Genomic DNA, 26,972 nt, shown 5'->3' with positions numbered 1-26,972 from the left:
AAACCACTTAGTAGTAGTGTGGTACTGGTCAGTGATTTGGCGATAGTCATCATCTTTACCTGATTAGCGCTCTTACTCGTCAGTTTGATCATTATCTTACTTACGTATTTATTGCATCAGCCGCTTGTCTAAAAACAGCTATTAACTCGCAAGCCACGTTTGCGTATTGACCACATCAATCGCCATAAACTCAAAGGCCGCCATGATAGTGGCATGAACGTGTGCAGCTGGCACCTCAGTACCATCAAATACCAAATCCATCGTGGCACAAGCATCTGTAACGGTTGTAACGCTATAGCCATAATCAAAGGCAGCGCGGACGGTGGCGTCCACACACATATGGCTCATCGCACCAAGCACGGTCACCTCTTTGACACCTGCGTTATCGAGTATCTCTTTGAGCGGTGTGTCGCGGAATGAATTGGGATAATGCTTTACAATGACGGTTTCACTGTCTGTAGGCTTTACCTTCTCATTGATTGCCGCGCCATCGCTATTAGGGGTAAAGATAGGTGCATCAGCATGTGGTCTCTCGTGACGAATATGGATGACGGGATGACCGTTTTGACGTGCTGACTCAATGACCAAAGCAGCATGAGCAGCAGCGGCTTCCATACCAACGAGTGGCAATTTACCTTGGGGAAAGTATTCATTTTGAATGTCAACAACGATAAGGGCTTGGGTACTCATGATGATTCCTCTTTTTTATGCCAATGTTTTATAAAAGTGTTTGGTGCAATTGCCTGTCTAGACGTACAGTTTACAAGTGCTGTGCTACACTAACGAGTGGCTGTATCGATACATAAGAGGTCAATAACGACATATGAGTAAAAAGCCTTCGATAGAAATTGCGATAGTGGTCTATGACAAGGCGCAAATGGCTGCCGTTCTCGGGCTGACAGATCTGCTTATCGTCGCCAGTAAAATTGCCGCCAAGCGTCAAAACGCTGAGAAAATGCCGTTACAGGTCAGTCACTGGGCGATTAGTGAGGCTCAGCAGCCTACGGTTACGTTTTCTAGTGACCCTAATAATGTGGGCGCATTGACTGCCATTATTATTCCGCCGACGCTTGCGGCACCTATTGAGCAGAAAGCCGCCATGCCTTGGCTTGAATGGCTCAAAGCACAGCATGCACAAGGCGTTATTTTGTCATCAGTATGTGCGGGCGCGTTTTTACTGGCTGAAACAGGGCTGCTTGCCAAACGCGCTGCCACCACGCATTGGGGATATGTAGAGCGCTTTAGTCGCCGTTTTCCTGACGTGGCACTCGATGTAGATCGTATTATTATCGAAGATGGCGATATTGTGACGGCTGGCGGCGCCATGGCGTGGACAGATTTGGGACTGCGGATGGTGGATCGGTTTTTGGGTTCACAAGTGATGGGTGAGACGGCTCGCGCCCTGCTGATCGACCCATCACGGCGTGAGCAATGCTATTACAGCGCATTCTCGCCCATTCTCACTCATGGTGACGCGGCTATTTTAAAAGTGCAGCATTGGCTACAACGAACCAATGCACAACATATTGATTTGGCAACGCTCGCCCATTGCGCCCAGTTAGAGAAGCGGACGTTTTTGCGCCGTTTTCAAAAAGCAACGGGCATGACCTCAACCGAGTACTGTCAACGATTACGCATAGGAGACGCAAAAGACCAGTTGCAGTTTTCTTCGTCTCCTGTTGAGCACATTGCGTGGGAGGTGGGTTATAGTGACGCCAGTGCCTTTCGCAAGATATTTAAACGCATCGTTGGTTTGACCCCTAGCGACTATCGGCGCAGATTTACGATGGATAAAGGGCGATGATCGGTTAAGCGGTATGACTGACGTGGTACGGTTTAGCCATGCGGTTATGAATATCATCGTGTGTCTGCTGACGTTACCATCTATCAACACAACCTCATTGCGTCTATGGTGGCGGCACGTTAGGTTGATACTTTTATACGTCACCAGACGGTACTGACTATGATCATCATCAATAACCACATTCACCTAGCAGAGCAAGAGGTCGAGATTCAAGCGATCCGCGCTCAAGGGGCAGGCGGGCAGAATGTTAACAAGGTCGCTACTGCCATTCATTTGCGCTTTGACATTGCCGCCTCTAGCCTGAGTGAGACTATCAAGGCGCGCTTATTGGCCAGTAACGACAACCGTATTACCAAAGATGGCGTACTGATTATCAAAGCGCAACAGCACCGCACCCAAGAAAAAAATAAACTCGATGCTTATGCGCGCCTGCAAGCCTTTATCGTGGCTGCAACGCGTGTGAACAAAACTCGCCGACCAACCAAGCCCAGCCGCAATGCACGCCGCCGCCGTACCGATCAAAAGACCCAGCGCGGCAAGACAAAAGCATTGCGCGGCAAGGTGGATTTTTAGAATCATTTGCCGTGTGTGAAAATATGTTCAGGTTAACGTTTTGCTGCTACCATGAGTGCACCATCATCAGCACCGCACAACATAAAGGAAAACAAGATGCAGCTAGAAATCAATATTATCGACACGTTTACCGACCGTTTGTTTCAGGGCAATTCAGCTGCAGTGATCATCACTGATGATTGGCTGAATGATGACGTGATGCAGTCGATTGCCACCGAAAACAATTTGTCCGAGACGGCGTTTTTGGTGGTCGATGAAAAAGGGGTCTACCATATTCGCTGGTTTTCACCGATTATGGAGATTGACTTTTGTGGTCATGCCACGTTGGCCTCCAGCTTTGTACTCTTTAATAAATATCCTGACTTACAGGTGATCGAGTTTTTTGCTGACGCGGTCGGTACGATGTCCGTGATAAAAACGGCTTCTGGCAAGATACAAATGGACTTCCCCAATACCAAGCCTGCACTGATTGATGATATTCCCAAAGCGCTGCTGGCAGGGTTGTCTATCGCACCAGTATCGGTGTATCGCAACCATCAAGCGTATTTTGTACTGTATGATCAGGTGTCTGATGTGCTGTCCGTGCAGCGCGATAATGAGACGCTGGCACAACTGGCACCGCGAGATGTGGTGGTCACCGCACAGTCCGAGTCATCAAGCTATGATTTTGTCTCGCGTTATTTTTGGCCAGCAAATGGTGGTGATGAAGACCCGGTTACAGGCTCTATCCATACAGGGCTAGCACCTTTTTGGGCAGCGCGTTTGGACAAACAAGAGCTGGTTGCCTATCAGGCGTCGCGTCGCGGCGGTATGCTTGACTGTGTGGTGAGTGATGATAGGGTACTGATTTCGGGCAATGCGGTACACTATCTGACAGGCACGATTACCATTTAACCCGCCTGCCAGCGCTCGATTATTTATCAGGTCGGTAGCTGTTGACCAAGCTTGATGGCGGCACCAAGGCTTGCCGCTGTCTTTTCGATATTGTCATGGCCTTGTGCCAATATCGTCTCGATTGAGTCGATCTTTTGGATGCTGGGCATCACAAGTGCAAATGGCTCAGGTAAGGCCGCTACGGCACTGTCCACGCTACCACAGATGGCAATAACGGGCGTATCATGTGCTAGAGCCAACTGACTGATACCACCTGCCACTTTGCCCATCAAGGTTTGTTCATCGAACTTGCCTTCGCCAGTGATGACCAGATCCGCCTCGATAATATGTGCTTCAAGATTAAGCCGATCAGCAACGGTATCAAAGCCTGATTGCAGCGCCGCTGCGCAAAAGCTCATCAGTGCATAGCCAAGCCCGCCTGCGGCGCCTGCGCCTGCCACATGCTGATAATCACCATAGCCTTGCTGCTCAGCGACTTTCGCAAAGTGCCGTAAGCTGTGATCCAGTGTCTCGACCTGCGCCGCATCTGCGCCTTTTTGCGGGCCAAACACAGCGGACGCCCCTGAAGTACCGCATAGGGGGTTGGTCACATCACAGGCCACTTCAAATATGGTCTCCGCCACCGCTGACTCAAACTGCGCGGCATCGATATGATGTAATGTTGCCAGTTGCTCGCCACCTTGCGTCAAGACCTCGCCCTCACTGTTCAAAAACCGCATGCCAAGGGCGGTCAGCATGCCCATACCCGTATCATTGGTGGCACTGCCGCCCAATCCCAAAATGATACGCCGCGCGCCTTTATCCAGCGCATCTTTGATCAGCTCACCTGCGCCGTAACTACTGGTTTTTAGTGGGTTGCGCTCGTTGCTGGCGAGCTGCTGCAAGCCGCAGGCTTCTGCCGTTTCGATGACTGCGGTACCATCAGGTAGGAGTAAATACTGTGCGTCAATCGGTCTCATTAAAGCATCCTGCACTTGCACGGTTTGCCAGCTGCCGCCGAGTGCGTAAGAGAGTACCGCTGCGGTGCCTTCGCCGCCATCGGCCATCGGTAGCAAGGTATAGTTTGCCTCAGGGAAGCTCTTAGCAAAGCCTGCGCGAATGGCGCGGCACACGTCCTGCGCCTCTAGGCTTTCTTTAAACGAATCAGGGGCGATTAATATATTCATGGCAGGCTCAATAATAATGATGGTAAAAAATAATAATGATGGTAAAAGTAGTGACGGTATGAGGTATCAGTCATGATTAAATGTACCGCATTTTGTCGTGCAGTCAATACATGTCACCGTAAAAAGCGGACATCAGTTTATCTATTACCAGCGGTGTTGTCTTGATTTTTAGGGGTATCAAGCCTATGCTGGCGACCTTTAACGATCATGATTGACTGGTTGTCATGACCTCTACCGCTATAAAAAATGAATACTGCAATGAACAAAAAAATAAAATCACGACCAACTTTTGAGGCTACTGGGTTACCTAATACGCCGAATATCGGCCTAGGAGGGATGTCATTATGAGTCACTATCACGACACCACCGCACCCGCTAGCACCACTGAGCGCCTGCCAATATGGCAGCTGTTGGCGTTTACCTTAGCAGGGTTTTTGGCCATCATGACCGAGACCATGCCAGCAGGTCTGCTGCCGCAAATCAGTACCGCGCTGGGCGTTTCTAAAGGGCTGGCAGGACAGCTGATTACGGTATACGCGCTGGGGTCAGTGCTGGCAGCAATCCCCATTATCGCTGTCACGCGCAGCTGGAACCGCAGGCGCTTGTTTATGCTGGCGGTCGCAGGACTGCTGGTATTCAACGTCATCACGGCGCTATTTAGTCAATACAGTGTCATCCTCGCCGCGCGCTTTGCCGCAGGGATGGCGGCAGGGGTGATTTGGGGTTTGCTGCCCGGTTATGTGCTGCGTATGGTGGCGAGCAATGTGCAGGGGCGGGCGCTGGCGATCGCTGGTGTGGGGCAGCCGATTGCGTTAGCGATTGGCGTGCCGCTTGGTACGTGGCTTGGCACGATGTTCGACTGGCGCGGCGTATTTTGGATCATGTCCGCGCTGACGCTGCTGCTACTGGTTTGGGTACGTGTGGGCGTGCCTGACTTTGCAGGTCAATCGACCAAGCAGCGTTTGGCGATTGGGCAGATTTTTATGATGTCTGGTATCCGTCCTGTATTGCTAACCTTGTTTATTTGGATTGCCGCGCACAACCTGCTGTATACCTACATTGAACCGTTTTTAGATACTGTTGGGTTGTCAGCGCGTGTGGATGCGGTCTTATTATTATTTGGTATGGCGGCGATCGTTGGGATTTGGGGTATTGGGTTGTTGGTGGACAACTGGTCACGGTTGTTAACCCTTATTAGTCTCAGTTTGTTTGCCGTTGCAGGTTTGATGCTGGGTATTTGGTCGGGTGAGATCATCACTGTACTGCTGGGTATCGCATTGTGGGGGTTGACCTTTGGCGGCGCGCCGATCTTGATGCAAACGGCGCTGGCGAGTGCGGCAGGCGACAATGCCGACGTGGCACAGTCGATGTTTGTCACCGTGTTTAATTTGGCCATTGCGGGTGGCGGCGTGGCAGGTGCGGTATTGTTGCAACACAGCGGCGCACTGTCGCTGCCGTGGGCGGTGGTGATCTTGGCGCTGGTTGGGCTGTGTGTGGTTTGGGTGTCCAAAAACAGCGGCTTTCGGACGCAATAAACGTCGTAGCGCAAGGCCAGTATGTGATATGTTAAGTTGATAGTTTATCCACATCTCAGTGCCATGCCAGCGACTCAACCAGCCCAAAATAGGCAGCATATTGACCAACGTTACCAGATTTGACCAAACACATGAGGAGGGCGCTTTTATGCCCACATCTATACCCACAACCACGCATCATGACCATGACCAATCGCACCGACAGACAGCGCTGAGTGCGACGACCCAAATGATGACAGCGCTACAGCGTTGCCGAACATGGCTGTTTGTCCCTGCCAGCAAGATGGCGCTGGTGCCCAAGGCGTTTGCCAGTGGCGCAGATTGCGTGATTGTTGACTTAGAAGATGCGGTCGCTGATGCACAAAAAGCCGCTGCGCGCAGTGACCTACAGCGCTATTGTGAGCAGCCAGAGCATCGCCCGATTTGGGTTCGGATCAATCGCGCTGGTACTGAGGCGTTTGATGCCGATGTGGCCATGTGTCGCCAGTTATCAAACATTGCAGGCGTGATATTGGCCAAAGCACAAACGGCCGCCGATATCGAAGCGGCGCATCAGGGTACCAGATTGCCAGTCATCGCCTTGATAGAAAGCGCGCTTGGGCTGCATCATAGTGAGCAAATGGCAACTATAAAAGGGCTGCTCGGCTTTAGCTATGGTTTTTTGGATTTGTGCAACGATTTGGGGGTTCAGGTCGGCACGCCATCTGCTGATATCATTGCCAACCAGATTCGCTATCAGCTGCTACTGACGTCACGTATCCATCAATTACTGCCGCCGATTGATACCGTTTATCCTGATTTTAATGATGTGCAAGGCCTTGAGGCACGCGTGCACTTATGGTCGCAAATGGGGCTGTCGGGCATGCTGTGTATCCATCCCAAACAAGTGGCGACGGTGCAGCAAGCGCTGACGCCCGCGATCAGCGATATTGATTTTGCCAAACGGGTGGTTGAGACCTATGAGCGTAGCGGTGAGGCGGTGTTTGAGATAGATGGCAACATGGTTGATGCGCCAGTCATTGCTCGTTGTCAGCAGTTGTTAACAGGGGACGATGCTTAAGTGACATGGTATTGTTAAAAGTTTGCAACGGTGTACCAATAGCCATTTATTTATGATGATTTGGTATGCTATTATTCTGAAATTATCTATCGTGGGTTTAATAGTTTTGTCAGTGCGTTGGTTAGCCAATAACCAACAAAAAGCATACGCCAAATCTTGCAACTTCCAGCACGATATAAAATAAACTCTGGTAAAGCGCATGAGCCTGTACTCCGACATCCTCATTTGTGCCTAATCAAATATGCCCAGTTGGGCTTATTTTATACTTTACTGTCGGAGTTATAGGAGCCAAATATGCCATATCAAACCACCCCGCTTTCTGTCTATACTCGCCGTTATCAGCCGCGTCATCCGCTCGCACAGCATGCCATCAGACAAATTGATGCCAAGCAGCTGCGTCCGCAAGACATCATCCGCGCCATGGGCTATCCGCTCAGACATACCTTGCCTGCCTGCGAGCGTTTGCGCCATGTGCTGTCTGATAGATACTTGGGTCTGGACAACAGTTATGTAGACAGCTATTTTAGTGCGCCCGATTTTTTGACCACATTGCTTGCGGTGCTAGATCTCTCTTGTGACGATTTTGAAGATGATATTGCACGCATTCAATATAACGTCGAACATTTATCGCGCCCATTACAGGCGTCTGCCACATCAGCCAAAAGTCATTTTGACTTTGAGTCGGTCACATGGCAGGTGCGCCGCGATCACACATCAGCTTGAGACACACCAAGCGCCAATGACGCATAAAAAACCACTCAAAGTTGGGCTGCTTGGTACGGGTTAACAAGTGCGCAATTTAGCGCCGTGTGCTTTGGCTCTCATATCACTTTGTCGTTAATGCCTGCTACTGTGACGATACCTGTAGTGCTATGAGTAACGCTGCACGGCGGTTTTGTGTCATTTTCTTTACAGCGGCCTGATAGCGCTATTGATGCGCGCTGAAGTAGTGCTACTATAAAGTCATCATGCATTGCTGTTGTTAATAACCCTCTTTTCTCTCGCCTTTAGCTTACATTGACAATCACGCGTCAGCATCACTCATTCAAAAGGTCTGGTCTATCATGCGTAAAATTCCTGTTTATACCCATCCCGCCGCAGGCTGGTCAGCCTTGGTTTCCTCTGGTCGCAAGCTTATGGACTATCAAGCCTTTTTGCGTGGTAGTATGAGCGTGCTCAGTAGCAACCAGCCCAAAAATGGCTTTGATTGCCCCGGCTGCGCATGGCCTGATCACAAGTCGCATAAGATGATTGATGTGTGTGAAAATGGTATTAAGGTACTTGCCAGCGAAACCATGTCGACACGCGCAGATGCCGAATTTTTTGCCAAAAATAGCGTAACGTCACTACAAAAATGGACAGGCTATGAGCTGGAGCACATTGGCCGTTTGTCTGAGCCGATGTATTATGATGCGGCGCAAGATCGCTATGTGCCGATTGCGTGGCAAGACGCTTATGCCCGCATTGCTGAGCAGTTAACAGCGCTGGCGTCCCCTGATGAGGCGATGTTTTATACCTCAGGTCGTGTGACCAATGAGCCTGCATTTATGTTTCAGTTGTTGGTACGCTGCTTTGGTACCAACAACCTACCTGACTGCTCCAATATGTGCCACGAGCCGACATCGGTTATGCTGGGCAAACAGCTGGGCGTGGGTAAGGCCACCGTGGTTTTAGAAGATTTTGAGCAAGCCAAGCTGATTTTGTTGTTTGGGCAAAACCCTGCCACCAACCATCCCAGAATGCTAGAAATGTTGGCGCACGCACACAAGCAAGGCTGCCGTATCATCTCTATCAACCCGATGCGCGAGCAAGGTCTCACCGCGTTTAGAAATCCGCAAAAAGTGTCGCACATGACCGTAGGCGGCAGTGATGACATGGTTGATGAAGTGATACAAATCCAAATCGGCGGTGATGCGGCGTTGCTCACAGGTATGGCAAAATGGCTGATCGACAATGACCATATCAACCATGACTTTATTGCAGCGCATACCTCAGGGTTTGAGGCACTTAGCGACTGGCTACAAGCACAAACGTGGTCGGATATCGAGCGCGGCTGCGGTATCGAGCAGCAAGCGATCATCAATCTGGCTCACCTCGTGGCAGAGAGTCCAGCGACCATTTGTACATGGGGCATGGGCATCACCCAGCATGTGCAGGGCGAAGACAACGTTGCCATGATTACCAATCTACTGCTGATGATGGGCATGATTGGGGTTGATGGGGCAGGCGCGTCCCCTGTGCGTGGTCACTCCAACGTGCAAGGCGATCGCACCATGGGCATTCATGAGCGTCCCAAACAGAGTTTGCTCGACAGCCTTGAGCGTGTCTTTAATCGCACCATGCCGCAAGAAGCAGGCCTAGATGTGGTTGAAGGAGCCAAAGCGTTGATACAAGGTCGTATCAAAGCCTTTATGGGCATGGGTGGTAACTATGCTGTGGCCGCACCCGATTCCCACGCGATCAAACAGGCGCTAACCAGCACAGAATTGAACGTCTTTGTCGCTACCAAACTCAATGAAACCATGCTGCATCCGGGTAAGCACAACATCATTTTGCCCTGTCTGAGCCGTACAGAGCGCCTGATTACCAGTCAAGGGGCGCAGTTTGCCACTATTGAAGACTCTATGTGTCAAGTGGTACCCACTCAAGGGCAGTTGGCACCCATCAGCGATACCTTACACTCTGAGGCGCAGATCGTCGCTGACATCGCCACCCATCTTTTTGGTGAGGACACCTCAATTCCGTGGCAAAAAATGAGCGCCAATTTTGACGTTGTACGTGACTATATCGCTGACGCTATCAAAGGTTTTGAAAACTTTAACCAGCGTTTGCGTGAAGCAGAGCGCGGTTTTCACCTTTATCACCCTGCGCGCCATCGTCAGTGGGAAACAGACAGCGGTAAAGCCCAGTTTGAAGTGCCGCAATATCCCATCACTTATGTGGCGGCAAAAATGGCAGAAAAAACCGCAGAGAAAACCTCAGTCGCCCAAGCAGAAGCGATAGAGAGTGTTTGGCAGTTGACCAGCGTGCGCAGCCATGATCAATTTAATACCACCATTTTTGGCTATCATGATCGCTACCGCCAAACCAATCGCCGCGATGTGCTGTTTATGCATCCTGATGAGATCAGCCGTATGGGGTGGCAAAAAGGCGATAGAATCATGGTCATACGCCAAGACAACACCCAGCAGCAGCGCACCTTTGGCCCCTTGGTGCTGACTGAAATGGATATCGCGTCCAATGCCGTTGCCAGCTACTATCCTGAGTGTAATGACTTTATGGACTTGGACAATCATGCGCCACAATCACGCACACCATCATATAAGTCCGTCACTGTAACGCTTGAGCGTTTGGATGAGGCGGGCTTAAGCGCTGCCAGCTAGGGCACTAACTAATATCTAATATCAGTCTATAACAGGCGATATGGCGGTGACACACCAGCATATCGCATCTTTTATCTTTATATCATCGAAGCATATGACTCCAGCGGTAAGCACAGATCATGGTAGAGACCCCCACGCACACTTTGGCCGACAAGACGCCTCAGCAATATACTGAGCTGGCAACAGCCGACACGGCGCAACTTGCCCGCGAACATCTTACCTACAAGCATCATTATCGTACTGCCGCGCAGCTTCAGGTTGACGATATCACCGCCAGTCTAGCAGTAGAGGCCGCCATCGCGATCATCATTAACGGCGTTCATTATGCAGTGTTAATGGCCAGCCCGTGCCAGCTCGAATATCTGGCAGTAGGGTTCTTGTTTAGTGAGGGACTGATCGAGCATCGTCATGAGCTGCTCGATTGGGACGTGACCAAACTTACCGATACCTCAAGCCTACATACAGCGACCCTTGGGGCGAGTGATATGCCGCAAGCGATAGAAGCCCTCGCTATGCAGCTGACCGACTACGATGCCTACACGGTAGAGCTGGTGCTGAGCCAGCGTTGCCACCAGCGGATACAAGCGCAAAAACGCCAACTGGCAGGACGGACAGGCTGCGGTATGTGCGGCATTACGGGCCTCAGTCAAGCGCTACCTGATCTAAGCGCTTATCAGCAGTCCCAGCAGCACGTGCGACAGCAGCAGCCAAGCCTTGACCACTTACTCATCATTAGAGAGCGTATTGATACCGCGCAGCATACCCATCAGCTCACGGGGGCAGTACATGCTGCCGCAACCATGTATCAAGGGCGGCTGCAACTGTTTGAAGATGTGGGTCGCCATAATGCCCTTGATAAGCTAATCGGCTGGCAGATCAAGCATCAATGCGACGTGGACTGTGTGGTGATGACCTCGCGCTTGTCGATTGAGCTGGTACAAAAGTCCATTCGCATGCGCCTGCCGTGGCTGGTAGGGATGTCTGCGCCGACCAGTACCGCGGTGCGCGTTGCCCAGCACTATGGACTGGGTCTGGCAGGATTTTTGCGTCACAATCGCGTGACCTACTACTCAGGGTTGTGACAACTTTTTTATGTTATGGCTGAGTGGGCTTAACACAGGACGATAAACGATGCAGAATACTCAGGCTGTGCTGGCGGGTGTCGTGATTTTGGCGGGTGGCAAGTCCAGCCGCATGGGTCGTGATAAGGCCACGCTGTTACTACCAAGCGGTGAGCGGCTGATTGATTATCATATTAGGCAGGCAAGACGGCTTAACGTACCCATCATCGTCGCCAGCAATCGTCGTGAGCTTGTCATGGATGCCGCTGTATCAGCACCGATGGCAGATCAGATCAGCATCATTAGTGACTACCAGCCTAGCACACTCACGGACAATGCAGGGACAGAAGGGCCACTGGCGGGCATTGCAGCGGCGCTGGACATGCTAGCTAATGGACATAAAGATAAACAACATACGCCAGCATGGCTGCTGGTGCTCAGCTGTGACAGCTTAATCACTGCGCCTATGCTGTGGCAGCAGCTCAGCACTCAGATGCATCAAACGTCTATCGCCGCACCCGATATCAATTGCGCGTTTGGCGCGCGCGAAACCTCCTCACAAACCCCACCTGACACGGTTAATAATACCGTCATCTGCCTCACTGATGACACCTATTTGCATCCACTGCTGGGTCTGTATCACTTGTCTCTCGCTTCTGATTTAACAGCCTATCTAGACAGTGGCGAGCGGCGCGTGATGGCCTTTATCAAACCAAAGGTGCAGACCATGCGCTATCCGCAAGCATGGCAACCGTTGACCAATTTTAATACGCCAAGCGAATTTCAGCGCGCCTGTGCGGTAAATGTTTAGCAGCAGCGACGGTGCTTTCTTTGCGCTGCTATACGGAGGGAAGCAATAAAGCGCTGGGAGCACGTTATCCCGATGCAAGAAAAAATGGGTTATCTTCTGGCATGCAATTTTTAACGTGGCTCAAGTCACCTGTGCGGTGAATAAGTAAATCAAGTTATCGAACAACTCAATGACATATTTCTAAGTCACCTGTGCGGTGAATAAGACTGATAGCAGCGTCTTTTAGTGCCTTGATGTTTTCTAAGTCACCTGTGCGGTGAATAAGATGCCAAAGTTGCTATGCGCTGCTTGGCTCCGTTTTCTAAGTCACCTGTGCGGTGAATAAGCAATAGGTATCCCTGCATTATCGCTTGAAGCATTTCTAAGTCACCTGTGCGGTGAATAAGGGTGATGGTGTTCGAGTTGGTACTATCCTTGATTTCTAAGTCACCTGTGCGGTGAATAAGATTATAATATGAAAATGTTGAAAAGTATTAAATTTCTAAGTCACCTGTGCGGTGAATAAGAGATATTGCGCGGTCTTTATAAATTACCAAAATTTCTAAGTCACCTGTGCGGTGAATAAGGTCTATACCTGACCTTGTACTAATACAGCTCGTTTCTAAGTCACCTGTGCGGTGAATAAGAGCACTACAGTTGATACCAAAAAAAACCAATATTTCTAAGTCACCTGTGCGGTGAATAAGTGGCAGCAGGTGCGGCTGCCGCTGATGTGGTGTTTCTAAGTCACCTGTGCGGTGAATAAGTCAGTCAGTCAGCAATCAATCAGCTAAAACTTTTTCTAAGTCACCTGTGCGGTGAATAAGTGGTCGTGAGTGGTACAGGCTCAAAGCCGTCCTTTCTAAGTCACCTGTGCGGTGAATAAGTAACGATTAGTGTCTGCGCGTCGCTAATGGTATTTCTAAGTCACCTGTGCGGTGAATAAGATACGGTCATCAAATTGACGACCACCGCACAGTTTCTAAGTCACCTGTGCGGTGAATAAGGTTAGAATGGGCTTTTTTTACTTGGGGCGGTTTTTCTAAGTCACCTGTGCGGTGAATAAGCATGGAATCGTCGCGCTTCTATTTCATTGATCGTTTCTAAGTCACCTGTGCGGTGAATAAGTCTGCTACAAAGGATTTGCGCTCTTTCGTTTCTTTCTAAGTCACCTGTGCGGTGAATAAGCGACCACCCTCGATATAAGTTCTCTTTCGGATTTTCTAAGTCACCTGTGCGGTGAATAAGAGGAATTATACCTCGAAAAAATCAGTTATCACAAGGCGTGGCGGGCAAAAACCCTTATTTTACCCTCCATTTTTTGCCTTGGTATAACTGTTTGATTTTTATATAAATTTTTAAATAGTCAAAAAAAAGGGTTTTTACGCCCTTTTTTTGGGTAATTCGTCATTACCATTAATTTAGGTTACCAGTGCGGGACGGTGACATTATCTTTCATGCCATTCATGCCATATACAGTAAACAACCCTGATGTTGACTCGCTACAAGATCGTTGTAAAATCTTTAAGCGGTAATCACTGTTATTGGTTTGACTGTGCATTTGAATAAAGGGCAAGGGCATCTCAGGTTGGCGTTTTGCGACAGTAGCCATCGCTTCCTCATAACCAATCGATAGCTTTTTCGCTAATGCTTGCGCCTGTATCTCTACAGGTTTAAATCGATAACGATGTACGCTGACGTAGCCTTTTAGTTTATCAGTAGGCACCTCTTGAATACTTTTGACATGCACATAATCGGTAAGTCGCTCTAACCATTTATCGAGATTTAAGGTGTCTAACGCTTCTTTGCTAGGCGCAAAAACCCGCAGTTTTAATCCAAGCTTGGACGATTTGCCGTTTTTATCATAATGATAATCAGGAAAGCTGACCCCAATCGACGCAATACCGTGCGTATTTTTTATATCCGCTAGGGCAATATGCAACTGGGTAAACAGTTTGCTCCAGATAAAGTAAGGCGCAATATCAGGATCAGGTAAGATGGTCAGCACTTGGTAATGGGTCATCTGACTCATAACTTACTCCTTACCACTGGCACCGAACACGCCGCCACGGATAAGCACACCCATGACGTAGTGCTGCTGCTCGATGTCTGGCGCATCACCCTTGAGTACCCAATTATCAAACAACGTATAAAAGTCCATTTTAGCTTTGGGTTGGCGGAACGCCGTACCTAGCGTGGTCACTGCGCCATAAGGTTCGATAGCGATAGGAAACTGGGCATCAGGATACCAATTATCAATAGTGCGAATGGCGTTACTGACTTTTTGAGAGTGCATGCCTGCTTTGCCGTTTATTTGGTACAGCTCTTTTGACTTGGTTTTGCCAGTATCGAGTACCAACTCTTGCGAGGGGTAGACCTCTTGTCCATAGCCTACGGTTGCATAGGCTTTGATATACAAAATGATAAATGCTTCACCGTCTAAGCCCTTTTTGATCAGCGTTGCTAACTTGGACAAGTCATCACTGCTGCTATCGAAATGCTTTAACGGCAGTGATTTGGCCTCAAATGTAAAATCATGCTGAGCGCCATCCACCGCACAGCTGACCTCAACGGTGATACTCTCTGCCCCCACGCGATTGCGCCACAACCAGCGTGCATTGGCAATATTATGCGCATAGCGACGCGCCAATTCGCCCATACCTTGGCTATCCAAATAGCCTTGTACGGTCGCTTGTAAGGCCTGTTGATAGGCTTGATCGTTACAGACGGATGGCTTGCCAGTAAATGGCAATACTTTGCAGCTCCAAGTGCCGACCAATGTATCACAGCTTTCATCCAGTGCGGCTGAATCCACGCGTTGTAAATTGGCTTTCTCAATTTCGGCGTCCAGCTTGGCAGGGTCATTGGTCACCGTGTTTTTTAGTCGGTTGCTGATCGTACCGCGCACCGATTTTTCTTTGATGGTGACAGCCGTGGGCGAGGCAAAGGCAGGCGTGTCTGCTTTGGTTGCTGGGTTGGTGCTGGTTATTTTTTTGGTTTGCGCAAAAAAAGCGTCTGAGATGTCCAAATTACGTTCAAAGGCAAGGACAGAGGCAGTTTTTAAAGTTGATTTTGACATGGGGTACTCCGTGATGATGAATGATTAACAATAGGGCGTGAACATAAAACATATGAAAAACGTGATATCACATATCGGTGTGCTGAGTGACGAGATACAGGGCATGGTCTACATCGTAGTGATACCGCCAAAAGGCATTGGCAATGTCATGGTTGCCGCCAATAGCAGTCAAACGCTGCGGGTAGACCCATTTGCCCAAACTATAAATGGCCTCGACATAGTGGCTGGGGTATTCAGGGTTGCGGGTATGTTGCATCACGCCCGCTTCAAAACGCTCAGAGATGCCTTGATAGCCGATGGGCATAGGTACCAGCCAGCCGTGGCCTGTTTTACGCGTCATAGGTGACCATTTGGTATCGCCGTTTTTTTGGGTTTTAGGAATATGATGCAATGCGCAAACGTCTATCAACGCATCGAGTGGTGTCGCGTCTGGATTGTCAGCTTTTACCTCATCAATAATGTGGGCAAAGTCACTTTGGGCATCCATTAAGACAAAAGCAGGCAGCAGATGTGGTATCACAGCGCTGATATCGCTACTGTCAAAAAACTGTACAGGCTCAAATCTTGCCATACCCTGTACGCTACCACCTGCCATACGCTGCTGTTGAATCCACTGTTTGGTTTGCTTGACAGCATGGGCTTTTTGCTCAGGGCTCAAAAGCTGCTCGGCCAACAGCTCAACCACAAAGCTCATGACCACACGGCATTTGCCCTCTTCAATGATCGAGGCAGTTTTGCCATCCTTTTTGATGGGGTTGCGTGTTTGGTTGAATGTATAATTGTGATAAGTATTAGGGCGATATATTTGCGGCTGACAGTCATGGCAGGCCAGCAGAACACCGCCCAAAGAGACCTCAGACAGTCGCTCATCATCCGCCATCTTACGTGACATGGCATGAAAGCTGCCCAAAAACCCAGTGATGGCAGGGAAACCATAGGTCAACGGGCTAGAAATGGTATTCGCGCCCTCAATGACCACTTGTTTAAACAGCACATAACCTTGCACACTGACACTGTGGTCATCATCGTCTATACGGCTCATAAAAATACTCCTTTGCCTGCGCGCTCGTAGCGTTTTTTCATATCTTCAATCTCACGCTCCCAGTCCAAATGTTCAGCATCACCAAAATCGCTGGCTATAGCTTTAAATTCAGCCTGCATTAAAGTGTTTAACCAACGCGCAAAACTATGGACAATCTTGCCATGCCACGCGTCGTCTTGCTCACGCTCAGATTTAAACTCGTCTTCACCCTCAAGCTCAGCACGTTTGGGGTCGAGCCACAGTTTTTCAGCACGTTCCAGCTCATAGTCTTTTGACCAGCCAGCGGGCAGGCTGGTGCGGATATCTGCTGCTGCGGCAAATATTTGGTATAACACCTCGTCAATAGCACGTTTGCGAGCCTCTCTAACATCAACGATATTACGCGTGTCTTCGATGGACTTAAAAATACTGTGAATCGCCTCGCGCGCCTTATACTCCATGCCTGTGCTAAAGATACTGCTGGCAAACTTAGAAAGTTTAAAACCACGCTCGCGCTTGATGATGGGCGGTAGTGAAGGAAGTAGGTAATTGCGTCCGCCTTGCTTGCTCATGAGCAAGCTAACGTTTTGTGGTTTGGTGCCGCCCAGCTGAAGCGTCGCTAAATCATTTAAGCTGACATAGGGCCGCTGCTCGGCTGTTTTTTTAAAACGATTGTCACGGGCTGTTTTGTTTTCATCAGAAAACTTAAGATGGTTGATGCGCTGATAGACTTCATGGGTGAGGACAGAAGGGTATAGTGGAATAATAGTGGTGTATTCAAGGGCATCGAGGTCTACGCCTTGATAAGCATTCGTGACCCACAGCGTTTGTTTGTTGCGCTCATGGGTGACAGGTTCTGTGATGCGGTTTTGCAATGCCTGTTTAAAGGTTGTCTGGTACGTCTGCGCGAGTTGTCGGTCGCTGGCCAAAGAATGAATAAAATCAGGATCATCAGCCAAAATAAGATCACGGATTTTGGTTGTCTCGTCTACTGCAAAGTCAAAAAAAGCAGCAAGGGGCAGGGCAGCGGCATTACCATTGGCATCGAGATAACGGCTGTTTATGGAATGCGTGCCAACGATCGTGTCAGGTAAAACGGTTGTGGCTTTAAAACTGACATTGTCACCTTTGGCATCAGGATGCACTCCTTTTGAAATATGCGTGCCAAAACTGAGCTGCTTTGCCATACGGGTTGCCGCATCAGGAACCCAATTGGCAATATGGTATTTTTCTTTGGCCAGTGCCAATTTGTCAGTGAGCTCAGTGATTTTTGCAGCGTCTTTGCTCTCGATCGCCTTTGCCAACTGCTTTTGCTCAGTATCGGTCTTTTTGTCATATTGGCTGGCAAGAAAAGCGTTGACAGCATTTTTATAGCTATTATCTTTCATAATTCTATCCTTACCTTTTAAAAAGCAAAAAGGCATACGAGTTACGCATGCCTTTAATAAAAATTAAGTTTAGACTATATATAAAGCTCATAAGGGTATTTACCATATAAAAGTTAATTGGTAAGATAGGGTTGATTTGACTGCCATCATAATCAACCCATCACCTAGCGACTAAAGTTAGTACGAGAAACTTTATCCGCGAAAGTTATCTATCTATTCAGAGTGACCTATATAACCAAGATAGGTATTTTGTTTAGATGGGCAACTTTCTATTTTGAGTTTGAAACTTGGTAAGATAGGGTTGTATGACTGCCATCATAATCAACCCATCACCTAACGACTAACCCTCATACTAAAAGTGTCATCCGAAGTGCTCAGCTATCTATTCAGAGTGACCTACCTCACGAGAGTAGGTGTTTTGTTTAGCTACCTCAGCGCTTAATTTGTAATTTACTATGTAAGGCTATCTTTGTCAACCTATTAGTGCCTAATAATATTTTAGATATTTCCATGTACTCTATATATAGTAGTATTGTTTGTTTGATAGATCAAGTGTTTTTGGTTATCATGGTATAGTTTTCCAAAACCGCACAGGTGACTTAGAAATATTATTGCCTTATTATCTTTTAAGATAAAATTTTCTCCACCGCATAGGTGGCTCATATTAGAAGCACGGTTCACGCCGTGCTTTTTTATGCTTATAAAACGGCAATGCCATTCACTGCCTGACAAAACCAAAAAACTCGTGAAAGGCCCAGCCACGACTGTCTCTGGTGCTGATACTGTCAAGTGATACAGACGAGTAGGTAATGGCCAATGAGCGCAGGCTCTTGTCACCATGTGATGATTGCAGTTTTTGTAGCTCATCAGTCAATGATGGGGTTAACCACGGTTTTATCTGGGCATTGGTAAAGGTTGCCGCTAGTGGCACAATCACTTGGTTTTTTTTGCTGGAGGTTGTCAGACCCTTTTCAAACACATCTTGTGCATAGTAAGCATCAAAGCCAGTCGTTGGCACCTCAGTGTCTTCATCATCATGCAGCATGCGCGGAATCAATAACCAATCGTCTTGTGGTATACCTGCGCGAAAAGGGCTGATCTGCTGCAAGTGTGTGTGGGCGCGATTGGCAGTGGCCTTACTGTCCCAGTAGGCATTGACATAGTTAAGCTTAGGATTGTTCAACAGCTGACGCATGACATGGTGTTCAAGATCGCTTAGCGTCTTTATGGTTTTATCGTGAGTGGCTTTGATTCTCGGTCTGGCATCCACTTGTGCCAACTGCTCTGTTGTCATTAACGCTGTGAGATCATAACTTGGTGGCTTAAACAGCGTGGTCTCAAAGCCTAAATGGGTAAAAATGGGCTGTCTACCGTTTGGGTGTTTAAAGTAGCGAATGTTGTATTGCAGCAGTAGCATATTAGGTGTCGAGGCTACTTTGTCAGGTCGATGTCGCCAGATACGCCCCGCCAGCTGAATGATGGAGCGCATAGAGGAGGGTTCGACGATCGCCCAATCATAATCATGATCGCGCCCGACCTCAGCAACAGGGGTCGCAAGCACCATAAAAATATGGTTTTTGGCAGGATGGCTGGCAAGGGCTTGCTGAATGTCGGCATGGTCGAAAAGGCTGACGTTGGGGTCGGTACGATCAAGGATATGATCCAGCTTGTGTTCTAATGCTGTGCGCAATACTAACAGCTGCTTGGCGTGGTAGCAGACGACATGTACGACTGTCTCATCGGGCACACTGATACGCTCAGCATCAAACAGCTGCGCGGCGATGGCTTGAATGTTATTGATATTGGCAATGCGTATTAAGCCGACACTGGCGATTGTGTTGACAGTAGAGGCTGGCGGCCATCGACCTGTATGATGGTGTTCAGTATGAAGGCGGACGGCGGCATTGACTAAATATTGAGCCAATGCCTGATAAAAGAGGTTGTCTTGATCTTTGCTGTAACGGGCGCAAAAGGGCAGTATGTCTGCTTTGCGTCTGATCGGTTGCCCCACCAGATAGCGGGCGCGTTTATCACAAAACTGCTCATGCTGATCTTGAAAATCGCTAACCTTGGCACATGGCTTAGACATCATCGCTTTGGGCTGTTCATCAAACCACGCGCAAATCACTTTTGGGGTCGGTTTGTTTTGACTTTGATTAAACAGTTTGCGTCCTTCCATATACGCTTCAAATAGTCCTGTGACCAAATCAGGAGTCAGTGTCGCGGAAGAAAGCAACACTCGCGTACCAAACAAACCCGCAAGATGTACCAAACGCGATAGCGCAGGCAAGTCGGCTTGATCAAAGTCATCAGGTTCATCGAGTATCAAATCACTGCTAAGTAAGCGCAGCATAGGGGCAATGTATTTACCACCGCGTTTGCATTCGCTCGCTTGGATAATATGGTCAACGGTGCAGGTGACGATAGGGGCAAAGATTAGATCACGTGCTTTAGGACTGGCGATGACGGTGTCCAAATTTAATGCGTCATAGTCTTGATAATCAATGTCACTATCGACTATTTCGTCCAGCAAGTCTTCGCTAGATTCACTCCCAAAGGTCTCAGAGTCATTATCGGGTTCATGGTCTTTTGTGTATTCACCGATAATGTCGGTAAACGCTTCACTCTTGTTATCGTATGCCAGCTCAAACAGTTTTTTGTTGGCGCTACCACCGACTAGTATGGCTAGCTGATCGCCTTGTAGTTTTAGATTGTTGCGAAAACTCAGGCCTGTTTGCAGTGTTAAGATACGCAAGCCTAGGGCAATGGTAAAACGTGCGCCTTTTTTGGGATCGGCTAGGGCGTACATGATACGAGCATTACCAATGGTTTTACCTGCACCTGTCGATGCCATATTGACCCCAAAAAATCCATGCTCACGCGTTTGTTCTCGTAACTCAGCGCTCATCTTAAAGGCTTGATTTTGCCATTTAAATCGCTCTATTCCAGTTGGTTTGGCTAATGGATCATGGTTACATAAGCGGGGCATTTCGCTTGCAATAATAGGTAGGACACGGCAAAAATGCGCGGTGAATGCTCCAACACCTAATAAATGCTCCTCTAATGATTGTTTGACAGTATGAGTCTTGGCGGTGCGGTCGGTATTGGCGGCTAGGTTTTTAAAATGGCTATCTACTTTGAGACAGCGATTATCGTCCTCTTTAAGACTAGAGTAATTGTGATCGCCGACCATCAAGCACAGACGTGATAAATGTAGTAACAATGGGTCGCTAATGGCATGCTTAGCGCCAACTGCTTGCTGACTGATTTGCAATAAGGCAGGATCATTTAAGGCTTTTTTAGACCAACGCCTGAGGTTCTTTTGCCATACTGGACTGTTAATGACCAACTGTTCAAAGCGCCAAAAATCTGTTAATTGAACGCCAGTCATACCGCCTTCTTTGACTGACAGCAAGGATTTAGGGTTTTTTACCCAGTAGTCAAAGGGCTGTAGGCTGCCATAAAATTGATTTAAGCTTTGTTTGATAAGCGCGGCTTGTTTTGGTTGCTGAAAACGTTGAATGGCGGTTGCTGAATAAAAGACACTGTTAGCAGGGGGCAGGCGGTGGTGGGTGACAATCAGCCAAGCGACCCACTGGGCCAGTGGTGGCATTGCTTGTATATCGACGGTGTTTTGATTTGTATTATCCAGCAGTTTCTCTATATCGTGGGTTTCTAACCACTGATTTAACTGCGTGAAGCGCTCAAGCCATGCCTCATCAGTGGGGCAATCAGCTATCATCAGTTCAAACAGCTTTAATGATACCCATTCATGTCGGTAAGGATCCCCTTGTTTGCTGCCTTCTGTTAGCTTTCTTTGAAAGCCAATGGTGGATTTGCCAATGTCATGTAGTAAGGCGGCGAGCGTCGCGATAATTTGTATGCTACTGGCATAAACCCAATCATTTTCCCATTCACTATGTAGGATGTTTCGTTTGGTACGGTTTACAGGCACCACACCAACCTCATTAAACTTACGCTTATTACCCACGACCCAGACCAGTTCAGTCAGTTGGCGGGTTTTGTTACGATGACAACTGACCGCAGTCGATTTGGTTGCCGATTTACGTAATAGTTGTTTGACGGTCTTAAGACCTTCTTCGGTAATAGCTGTCTGCCAGACATTATTGCCAATCCGATTGGCAAAGCTATCCAAGATACGTCTGGTGCGATTCAGCGATTTTTTCTCACATTGCGAGACAAAGGTGACGATCATAATGTTGAATCTACCTATCTATTAGCCGTTGTATTTGAATGACTTCAAATCAAAGTTTATGCGAAAATACTATTTAAAGCATTTCCCTTGCGAAGCTAAAATTGCAGTGCAATTTTTATACGCTTCTCACCACTCATTAGTCATTGCCAACTGTTTTACCACTTCAAACTGATAATCGAGCGCTTTGTGTTTGGTAAATATATTCAGGCATTCTTGCCGAAACTGCTGTTCACTCATGTTTTCGCTGGCACAGATAAAGGCGAGGGGTAGCACCAGTGCATCTTTGATAATATCGGCAATATCAAATACCAATGCTCCGCGACGAGTCTTACCATGCATCACCGCAAAGCCGTGCGGAATGCCGAGCGTCCACGCCGTCGTTGCGCCAAGGCCATAGGCCAGATAGTTGCCGTGATTGAGAAAGCTGTTGGCTTTATCGATACCGTCGTGTTCGCGGGTAAAACCATCATAGCCTGTATTTTTGGCAGCTAGCTTGTATAGCTCCTTAGTCAATCTGGCTTCTAATTGTAATAAATGCATCACCTCAGTTTGCTTATCGATTTGCCGAATATTATCCTTAAGCAGTTTTTGTACTGCATCGAGATTGCTGTCAAAACCCCAGCGCTTAAAATCACTGTCTTTATTCCAAACCGTTTGCAGGTAAGCAAGGCGAGCAAGTTGCAAATGTTTAGCTGCTGCTAGACGCTTGTCATCATCCCACCACCAACTCATCCAGCCTTGGATATATTCTGTCGGACGATACTCGCTTTGCGGCGTCATCCATTCGACATAGACTTCTCGTTCTGCGCCCATGAATAATGGTGATCCACCGCCACCGCAAAAACCAACCAAGACCCCAGCTTGTGAGAGCAAGCGCATCGCTGCTTGGGTGATCGATGTGCCTGTACCGAGCAGTATGGAAGTGGTATTAGCGATAGGAATGTTGTAGTAGAGGTTGGCTTTGTCATCTTCAGTGAGGTACAAGACGCGGCCGTCTTTTTGCATCACGCGGCAATGAGAGAGGTAGTAAATATTGGCACGTTTGGAGTGCAAAATAGTTTTAAGGTCGGATGATGCAAAACGGTTATCAGTATAGGCGTTGGTAGGTTTTGGCATAAATGATCCATTGATGAGTATCAAATAGATGGGGTACTCTGCTTACTTTAGCCAAATTATGTTGAGTTAACAACAATTAAAAACATGCTGGCGACAACTGTTGTCGTTAATGTGCATGATAAATGATAATATGAGCCACGATCACCGATACGTTTTAATATGACCGTGACAAAATTCATAATACGCACCATAAAACAGTGATCATGCAAAAAAGCCATGCGCTGTAGTGCCAGTTACAAGACGGATAAAATCGTCTATCACGCCATTTCGTTTATCATCATTTCATTGCCAACACTGTCCAGTTAAAAACATGCCTATGACTACCGCACTTCCTATTCTATATTCGTTTCGCCGCTGTCCTTATGCCATGCGTGCCCGCTTGGGTATTTTATTTGCCAAGCAGACGGTACAGCTGCGTGAGATTGTATTAAAAGACAAACCTGCGCAGATGCTGGCGATCAGTCCAAAGGGTACTGTACCTGTATTGCAGCTGGCAGAGGACGCAGTGATCGAAGAGAGCATAGAGATTCTACTGTGGGCGCTTGAGCAAAACGATCCGCAAGGCTTAATGGATGCACGTGTTTTGGATCAAGCCAAATTACTGATTGAACAAAACGATCATGAATTTAAATATTGGCTCGATCGCTACAAATATGCCGACCGTCATCCTGAGCTGACTCAGACAGAATATCGGCAGCGTGGCGAGGCGTTTTTGCAGGTGCTGGAAGACTTACTGAGCAATCATCACTATCTACTGGCTGATCATATCACCATCGCCGACATAAGCATCATGCCGTTTATCCGCCAGTTTGCGCATGTCGACCGCACCGTGTTTTATGATCTGCCATATCCGCAGGTGCAGCAATGGTTGGATCATTGGCTGTCGCATCCGCTATTTTTGCAGGTCATGACCAAATTTGAGCCATGGCAAGACGGAGACAAGCTGGTATTTTTTCCGCCCCAGCAGTGATACACGTGCTGATCGACTATCCTATATATTCGTTATATCATTCATCCAAAATCATTTAGAACAGAACACTGATACAAGGCGCATCGCTATGCAACAACGACACACCCCTATGCAACAAAAGCAACCAGCTGTAGAGTACAAACCAGTGTTTATGCCTAGGGTCAACAGTGACAACTTGGTAAAAACCGACATGGTCAGATTTGAGCGCCATGTAGGCTTTGCCAGTCGGCAAAAGAAAAAATCGATCAACGACATTCATCAAGTCATTCGCAAAAAGTATGGCTTTAACCATGTGTTAGAGATGTCTAGCAAGTCGGGTGATAAATTGAGCTTTTTACTCAGTCCGCTCAGTCTCAAGCTCACCCGCGAGCAGGATGGGGCGCAGCACAGTGTTGAAAACGCGTTGCAGGCCAGTAAGGTCTTTGAACACGGTGGTCCTTATCCTGACTTGCTGGATGTCGCGCCAAGACAAGCCAAAAAGGATGAGAGATTGATCACCACAGGGGAGCTGATTGGCTATGATTACTTTGGTCAACAGTGGCGTGTCGAACCATTAACCGCTTTTTATGACTGGCTCTATGTCAATGCCCTCAAACAGCATCCTGAACTGCATGACGCGGTGATGCAGTATCAAGCTTTTACCGATATCAGCTTTAATCCTAAAAAGGCTATCCATAGCACCGCCTATGCATTGGCGATGTTTGTGGCATTAAACAAACGTGATCTACTGGATAACATCGAAGATCCAGCGGTATTTTTGAATCTATATCAAGCATTTAAAGTGAGTAACACGCAAGATCTGTTGGAAGATGGTTGGTTTTGACCATAACTCTCATGCCAACCCACCAAACATGTTTGAACCAATCAATACCTTTTATATTTTATCCAAAGAACAAGGCCGCCTGATATGACCAATACTAATCCGTATAACTTTGTGCCACTGCAGCCAACAGGCAGAAACGAGGCAGATACTGCCAATACTTACGCGCCCGAAGATATGATCAAAATCTATGAGCAGCAGTTTCTGATTCAGGTGCCTCAAGACTCGTTGGCTGATTTTTTGCCAGCGCTAAAAGCCTTTTATGATATTGATGATCACACCTTAGATGTCAGCGCGGTTATTTTTGAGGCCATCGCTGATGCGCGTATTATCTACAATCATAAAATTCAAGTGGGCGACCATCAGATAGTCGGCGAGTTGATAGAAGAGGCGATCGAATATGATGAATATCAAGAGGGTAGTGAAGACATTCAGGCGTACACCTTAGAGTGCCAGCGCACCTTTTTTATCAACGATGTCGCCATACCGTATCACTTTAATCTGTTTATCTATGGTGATGGTTACTCCACACTGACCAAAAAAGAAACGGTGCTGGAGAAAATGTACTGGTTTGTTAGAGGCCGATTTGAAGAAGAATTGCTGGATGATACCGAAGATAATGACAGCTTAGACAGCATCAACGAACAGCTGGCCAGCTTGGGTATCGAACCAATGGATTTGGTGACCACTGACGAGGTCATCAGCCATGTGGAAAACAATCTTATTGATGATGCGATGGTAGATGAGCTGAATCAGTTGCTTGATGCTGCTGAGTAGAAGGGCAAGAGCGGATTAGGGTGTGTTGAACCTTCAAAGTTTTAACCAAAGGTAAGCACAAGCTAAAGCCACCGTAGTGAAGCGAACGAGGCCTTTTGGTGCTAGAACCTAAAGACTAACCGTTCGCTATTTTTTTGCCATAATTTATTCACATGCTCAACACGCCCCCATAATTTGGGCATTATAGCATTACTTATTGCCCTTGCTTATTTTGCTACTTGATTGACTATGTTTAGCGTATGACCGTCATGAAACGCAAACGCTGCCCAGCATGCAAAGCTGTACCATCGTACTGCGTCTAAGCCCTACTGTTTGCAGAAAAACAAACCACATTTAAACAGACGCTGGGGTACTAATTCTCAAAGATATAGATCAACACCAACACCGCATCTGTATGTGCTTAATGCCTTATTAAAAAATGCCATAAGTATACATAATACACACATAAAAATACCTAATTAGTTTTGACTATCAAATTTATCAATAAATATTTTGCCATATTTACCATAGCATAATGACAGGCGTTTGTGATAGGGGAAAAATCCAAAAAAATATATTGTTGAATATTCAAATATCTTGTATATTAATTATGGACGCAAAAAATGTAATATATAAATTACTTAAAAGAATTAACAATAATGGTTAATTTTTTGAGCGGAATCTTTTGTCTATAATTTTTTAGTATTAGATCTCTTGCATAAGTCATCGCTAGCCCTTGTGACTTCGTTAGTTAAAGTCAATAAACTGGTACTTTTGCAAGAGGTCTATTCTCATTTTTTAAAAGCGTCTCCAAACATAAATAGAAGGATCTAAACTATGTATGATGACGAATATCCACTATATGATTTAAAAGTGACGGTAATCAAAAGTAAAGACGACAGACCCATGGTATGCAGGCATATTGAAGGCGACTACTTTACGGTTACTGAGGACGATTTGATCGAGTTTGGCGAAGGCGTCCGCTTCCCCATGTATTCTTTAGCCGCAATCCTTCCCCTACTCCCTGCCAAACAACGGGAACTGCATAAAAATGATTGGATGGGTACAGACGCTATCATTGCCTGCCCAGACCCCAACTGTGGCGGCCAGTTTTTGATTACACGTGGTGAAAAAAAGACATACCGCCACAGTGACCAAACCGTTACCAGCCTATCTGGCAATGAACCTCTAGGAGCATAAAATGAGTACGGAACGCTTTCAAATACGACCTGATTTTGACGTCTGTAGAATGCCAAAAGGTAACTGGCAAATTGTCAATGACCAATGACCATAGTGGCATTGACTTTAATGAACAAGATTTAAACGAACACTTTGAGATG

At 47.4% G+C, this 26,972-nt stretch carries 21 protein-coding genes and 1 CRISPR repeat array; of the genes, 13 read left to right on the top strand and 8 right to left on the bottom strand.

Translation table 11 applies throughout. From position 1 onward, the window contains the following. Window positions 1–141 precede the first annotated feature (141 nt). Entirely contained in the window at window positions 142–690 is a 549-nt protein-coding gene (locus ACFI32_RS13770; protein WP_462627183.1) for a cysteine hydrolase family protein, read from the bottom strand. Between the two features lie 133 nt (window positions 691–823). Here ACFI32_RS13770 and ACFI32_RS13765 point away from each other — a divergent pair, with 133 nt between their 5' ends. From ACFI32_RS13765 to ACFI32_RS13755, 3 genes are all read left to right on the top strand, one after another. Further along, complete coding sequence (locus tag ACFI32_RS13765; RefSeq protein WP_462627182.1) at window positions 824–1,804, top strand: GlxA family transcriptional regulator; 981 nt, start codon at window positions 824–826, stop codon at window positions 1,802–1,804. A gap of 159 nt (window positions 1,805–1,963) precedes the next feature. Further along, window positions 1,964–2,377 carry an alternative ribosome rescue aminoacyl-tRNA hydrolase ArfB gene (arfB, locus tag ACFI32_RS13760; RefSeq protein ID WP_462627181.1) on the top strand — a complete coding sequence of 138 codons (414 nt, stop codon included), beginning with the start codon at window positions 1,964–1,966 and terminating at the stop codon, window positions 2,375–2,377. 96 nt (window positions 2,378–2,473) lie between these two features. Then, on the top strand, window positions 2,474–3,271 hold the full coding sequence (locus ACFI32_RS13755; RefSeq protein ID WP_462627180.1) for a PhzF family phenazine biosynthesis protein: 798 nt from the start codon (window positions 2,474–2,476) through the stop codon (window positions 3,269–3,271). Between the two features lie 26 nt (window positions 3,272–3,297). On the opposite strand, the gene ACFI32_RS13750 is transcribed toward ACFI32_RS13755, so the two are convergent. After that, window positions 3,298–4,437 (bottom strand): glycerate kinase, encoded by a 1,140-nt coding sequence (locus ACFI32_RS13750; protein WP_462627179.1) that lies wholly within the window; start codon window positions 4,435–4,437, stop codon window positions 3,298–3,300. 344 nt (window positions 4,438–4,781) lie between these two features. Here ACFI32_RS13750 and ACFI32_RS13745 point away from each other — a divergent pair, with 344 nt between their 5' ends. The 6 genes from ACFI32_RS13745 to mobA all read left to right on the top strand — a co-directional run bounded on the left by ACFI32_RS13745 (window position 4,782) and on the right by mobA (window position 12,287). Continuing rightward, on the top strand, window positions 4,782–5,972 hold the full coding sequence (locus ACFI32_RS13745) for an MFS transporter (protein ID WP_462627178.1): 1,191 nt from the start codon (window positions 4,782–4,784) through the stop codon (window positions 5,970–5,972). 148 nt (window positions 5,973–6,120) lie between these two features. Further along, entirely contained in the window at window positions 6,121–7,032 is a 912-nt protein-coding gene (locus tag ACFI32_RS13740) for an HpcH/HpaI aldolase/citrate lyase family protein (RefSeq protein ID WP_462627177.1), read from the top strand. Window positions 7,033–7,326: 294 nt separating this feature from the next. Then, window positions 7,327–7,755: a hypothetical protein gene (locus tag ACFI32_RS13735; protein ID WP_462627176.1), complete on the top strand. Its 429-nt coding sequence runs from the start codon at window positions 7,327–7,329 to the stop codon at window positions 7,753–7,755. 341 nt (window positions 7,756–8,096) lie between these two features. Beyond that, window positions 8,097–10,415, top strand: a complete 2,319-nt coding sequence (locus ACFI32_RS13730) for an FdhF/YdeP family oxidoreductase (protein WP_462627175.1) — start codon at window positions 8,097–8,099, stop codon at window positions 10,413–10,415. A gap of 119 nt (window positions 10,416–10,534) precedes the next feature. Next, on the top strand, window positions 10,535–11,497 hold the full coding sequence (gene fdhD, locus ACFI32_RS13725; protein ID WP_462627174.1) for a formate dehydrogenase accessory sulfurtransferase FdhD: 963 nt from the start codon (window positions 10,535–10,537) through the stop codon (window positions 11,495–11,497). A gap of 49 nt (window positions 11,498–11,546) precedes the next feature. After that, a complete protein-coding gene (mobA, locus tag ACFI32_RS13720; protein WP_462627173.1) occupies window positions 11,547–12,287 on the top strand; it encodes a molybdenum cofactor guanylyltransferase in 741 nt (246 codons plus the stop codon). Between the two features lie 117 nt (window positions 12,288–12,404). After that, window positions 12,405–13,514: direct repeats of the CRISPR family, unit length 28 nt; unit sequence TTTCTAAGTCACCTGTGCGGTGAATAAG. Between the two features lie 178 nt (window positions 13,515–13,692). Here the strand turns inward: mobA and cas6f are convergent. From cas6f to cas1f, 6 genes are all read right to left on the bottom strand, one after another. Further along, entirely contained in the window at window positions 13,693–14,298 is a 606-nt protein-coding gene (cas6f, locus tag ACFI32_RS13715; RefSeq protein ID WP_462627172.1) for a type I-F CRISPR-associated endoribonuclease Cas6/Csy4, read from the bottom strand. Between the two features lie 3 nt (window positions 14,299–14,301). Further along, the gene (csy3, locus tag ACFI32_RS13710) at window positions 14,302–15,345 is read right to left on the bottom strand and encodes a type I-F CRISPR-associated protein Csy3 (protein ID WP_462627171.1); all 1,044 of its coding nucleotides are present in this window, start codon (window positions 15,343–15,345) and stop codon (window positions 14,302–14,304) included. 67 nt (window positions 15,346–15,412) lie between these two features. Next, on the bottom strand, window positions 15,413–16,387 hold the full coding sequence (csy2, locus tag ACFI32_RS13705) for a type I-F CRISPR-associated protein Csy2 (protein ID WP_462627170.1): 975 nt from the start codon (window positions 16,385–16,387) through the stop codon (window positions 15,413–15,415). Next, window positions 16,384–17,754 (bottom strand): type I-F CRISPR-associated protein Csy1, encoded by a 1,371-nt coding sequence (csy1, locus tag ACFI32_RS13700; RefSeq protein WP_462627169.1) that lies wholly within the window; start codon window positions 17,752–17,754, stop codon window positions 16,384–16,386. The genes csy2 and csy1 overlap by 4 nt, the downstream gene beginning before the upstream one ends. Window positions 17,755–18,472: 718 nt before the next feature. Continuing rightward, the gene (gene cas3f / locus ACFI32_RS13695; protein WP_462627168.1) at window positions 18,473–21,970 is read right to left on the bottom strand and encodes a type I-F CRISPR-associated helicase Cas3f; all 3,498 of its coding nucleotides are present in this window, start codon (window positions 21,968–21,970) and stop codon (window positions 18,473–18,475) included. Between the two features lie 126 nt (window positions 21,971–22,096). Then, entirely contained in the window at window positions 22,097–23,086 is a 990-nt protein-coding gene (gene cas1f, locus ACFI32_RS13690) for a type I-F CRISPR-associated endonuclease Cas1f (protein ID WP_462627167.1), read from the bottom strand. 316 nt (window positions 23,087–23,402) lie between these two features. On the opposite strand from cas1f, the gene ACFI32_RS13685 reads away from it, so the two are divergent. From ACFI32_RS13685 to ACFI32_RS13670, 4 genes are all read left to right on the top strand, one after another. Then, window positions 23,403–24,056, top strand: coding sequence for a glutathione S-transferase (locus ACFI32_RS13685; RefSeq protein ID WP_462627166.1), 654 nt, complete (start codon window positions 23,403–23,405; stop codon window positions 24,054–24,056). 109 nt (window positions 24,057–24,165) lie between these two features. Further along, window positions 24,166–24,879: a DarT1-associated NADAR antitoxin family protein gene (locus ACFI32_RS13680; RefSeq protein ID WP_462627193.1), complete on the top strand. Its 714-nt coding sequence runs from the start codon at window positions 24,166–24,168 to the stop codon at window positions 24,877–24,879. Window positions 24,880–24,963: 84 nt separating this feature from the next. Continuing rightward, window positions 24,964–25,653, top strand: coding sequence for a hypothetical protein (locus ACFI32_RS13675; RefSeq protein WP_462627165.1), 690 nt, complete (start codon window positions 24,964–24,966; stop codon window positions 25,651–25,653). 816 nt (window positions 25,654–26,469) lie between these two features. Beyond that, complete coding sequence (locus tag ACFI32_RS13670) at window positions 26,470–26,832, top strand: TIGR04076 family protein (RefSeq protein ID WP_462627164.1); 363 nt, start codon at window positions 26,470–26,472, stop codon at window positions 26,830–26,832. Window positions 26,833–26,972 lie beyond the last annotated feature (140 nt).

The sequence above is a fragment of the Psychrobacter sp. PSi21 genome, assembly GCF_054960615.1.
Note: the sequence above shows the minus strand (reverse complement) of the source record. Positions and strands in the feature narration are given on the sequence as shown.

Bases quoted from the DNA above. Each gene is read 5' to 3' on its own strand.
- ACFI32_RS13770 (WP_462627183.1), bottom strand. From the start codon at position 690: ATGAGTACCCAAGCCCTTATCGTTGTTGACATTCAAAATGAATACTTT.
- ACFI32_RS13765 (WP_462627182.1), top strand. From the start codon at position 824: ATGAGTAAAAAGCCTTCGATAGAAATTGCGATAGTGGTCTATGACAAG.
- arfB (WP_462627181.1), top strand. From the start codon at position 1,964: ATGATCATCATCAATAACCACATTCACCTAGCAGAGCAAGAGGTCGAG.
- ACFI32_RS13755 (WP_462627180.1), top strand. From the start codon at position 2,474: ATGCAGCTAGAAATCAATATTATCGACACGTTTACCGACCGTTTGTTT.
- ACFI32_RS13750 (WP_462627179.1), bottom strand. From the start codon at position 4,437: ATGAATATATTAATCGCCCCTGATTCGTTTAAAGAAAGCCTAGAGGCG.
- ACFI32_RS13745 (WP_462627178.1), top strand. From the start codon at position 4,782: ATGAGTCACTATCACGACACCACCGCACCCGCTAGCACCACTGAGCGC.
- ACFI32_RS13740 (WP_462627177.1), top strand. From the start codon at position 6,121: ATGCCCACATCTATACCCACAACCACGCATCATGACCATGACCAATCG.
- ACFI32_RS13735 (WP_462627176.1), top strand. From the start codon at position 7,327: ATGCCATATCAAACCACCCCGCTTTCTGTCTATACTCGCCGTTATCAG.
- ACFI32_RS13730 (WP_462627175.1), top strand. From the start codon at position 8,097: ATGCGTAAAATTCCTGTTTATACCCATCCCGCCGCAGGCTGGTCAGCC.
- fdhD (WP_462627174.1), top strand. From the start codon at position 10,535: ATGGTAGAGACCCCCACGCACACTTTGGCCGACAAGACGCCTCAGCAA.
- mobA (WP_462627173.1), top strand. From the start codon at position 11,547: ATGCAGAATACTCAGGCTGTGCTGGCGGGTGTCGTGATTTTGGCGGGT.
- cas6f (WP_462627172.1), bottom strand. From the start codon at position 14,298: ATGAGTCAGATGACCCATTACCAAGTGCTGACCATCTTACCTGATCCT.
- csy3 (WP_462627171.1), bottom strand. From the start codon at position 15,345: ATGTCAAAATCAACTTTAAAAACTGCCTCTGTCCTTGCCTTTGAACGT.
- csy2 (WP_462627170.1), bottom strand. From the start codon at position 16,387: ATGAGCCGTATAGACGATGATGACCACAGTGTCAGTGTGCAAGGTTAT.
- csy1 (WP_462627169.1), bottom strand. From the start codon at position 17,754: ATGAAAGATAATAGCTATAAAAATGCTGTCAACGCTTTTCTTGCCAGC.
- cas3f (WP_462627168.1), bottom strand. From the start codon at position 21,970: ATGATCGTCACCTTTGTCTCGCAATGTGAGAAAAAATCGCTGAATCGC.
- cas1f (WP_462627167.1), bottom strand. From the start codon at position 23,086: ATGCCAAAACCTACCAACGCCTATACTGATAACCGTTTTGCATCATCC.
- ACFI32_RS13685 (WP_462627166.1), top strand. From the start codon at position 23,403: ATGACTACCGCACTTCCTATTCTATATTCGTTTCGCCGCTGTCCTTAT.
- ACFI32_RS13680 (WP_462627193.1), top strand. From the start codon at position 24,166: ATGCAACAAAAGCAACCAGCTGTAGAGTACAAACCAGTGTTTATGCCT.
- ACFI32_RS13675 (WP_462627165.1), top strand. From the start codon at position 24,964: ATGACCAATACTAATCCGTATAACTTTGTGCCACTGCAGCCAACAGGC.
- ACFI32_RS13670 (WP_462627164.1), top strand. From the start codon at position 26,470: ATGTATGATGACGAATATCCACTATATGATTTAAAAGTGACGGTAATC.